Origin of the sequence: Kitasatospora humi (assembly GCF_020907985.1) — a bacterium.
In the GTDB taxonomy this organism is placed as follows: Bacteria; Actinomycetota; Actinomycetes; order Streptomycetales; family Streptomycetaceae; genus Kitasatospora; species Kitasatospora humi.
On the sequence record NZ_JAJJPA010000146.1, the window covers coordinates 1 to 1,232 of the forward strand.

At 70.0% G+C, this 1,232-nt stretch carries 1 protein-coding gene; it reads left to right on the plus strand.

What is annotated here, in order from left to right; genetic code table 11:
- The gene (locus tag LN042_RS36785; RefSeq protein ID WP_372495892.1) at positions 1 to 1,143 is read left to right on the plus strand and encodes an IS701 family transposase; all 1,143 of its coding nucleotides are present in this window, start codon (positions 1 to 3) and stop codon (positions 1,141 to 1,143) included.
- Positions 1,144 to 1,232 lie beyond the last annotated feature (89 nt).

Here is a 1,232-nt window from a genome sequence, read left to right on the forward strand (position 1 = left end):
CTGGATGGGGAGTTGGAGGCGTTGTGCGCCTCGGTTGACGACGTGTTCGCGCGGCCGGCGTCGCGGGAGAACCTGCGAGCGATGGTGCGTGGGCTGCTGGGCGAGGTGCCGCGCAAGAACCTGTGGCAGCTCGCGGAGTTCGCGGGCCACCCGAACCCCGACCGGCTGCAGGGCTTCCTGGCCAAGGCCGCGTGGGACGCGGACGAGTTGCGCGACCGGGTCCGCGCCTATGCGGTCGCCGTCCTGGCGGAACAGGACGCGGTGCTGATCGCGGACGAGACCGGCGACATCAAGAAGGGCACCAAGAGCGCCGGCGTGCAGCGTCAGTACACCGGCACCGCGGGCAGGATCGAGAACGCCCAGGTCAGCGTGTACCTGTCCTACGGATCGGGACGGGGCCGCACGCTGATCGACCGCGAGCTCTACCTCGGCAAGGCCTGGGCAGGCACCACCGCCGACCACGAACAGCGCTGCGCCGAGCAGGGCATCCCACCCGAACGCGCGAACTCCGTGGCCACCAAGCCGGAACTCGCCCGGCGCATGCTGGAACGCGCTCTGGCGGCCGGGGTGCCGTTCTCCTACTTCCTGGCCGATGAGGTCTACGGGCAGTCCCGCGCCCTTCGCGCCTGGTTGGAAGACCACCGCGTCCGCTACGTGCTGGCCATCCCGAAGGACGAGGCCCTGCCCCTGCCGGACGGCCGCACCCGCCAGGCCCGCGAGCTGCGCGCGCTCGTGCCCGAGGAGGCGTTCGAGCGCCGCGCGTGCGCCGACGGCGCCAAGGGCCCGCGCGACTACGACTGGGCATCCGTCCAACTCGCGCCGACCATCCAGGGTTTGGAGCGCCATCTGCTGATCCGCCGCTCCACCGTGCCCAACAAGAAGGACAAGAAGACCGGTCAACTCATCCGCGAGGTCGCCTACTTCCTGTGTCACGCCCAGCCGGACGTCACCCGGGCCGAACTCGTCACGGCCGCCGGGCGGCGGTGGATGGTCGAGGAGTCGTTCCAAGTGGCCAAGGGCCAGGTCGGGCTGGACGAGCACGAGGTCCGCAAGTGGTGCTCGTGGTACCGGCACACCACTGTGTGCATACTCGCGATGGCCTTCCTGGCCGCCGTCCGGAGCAGGCTAATACTCCTTCAGTAGCCGGCTTCCGAGCGCCGACCGTGAACGAGATCCGACGCCTGTACGACCGGATTGTCCTCGCGCCCGTTCGCACCGCCCGAACCTGGCTG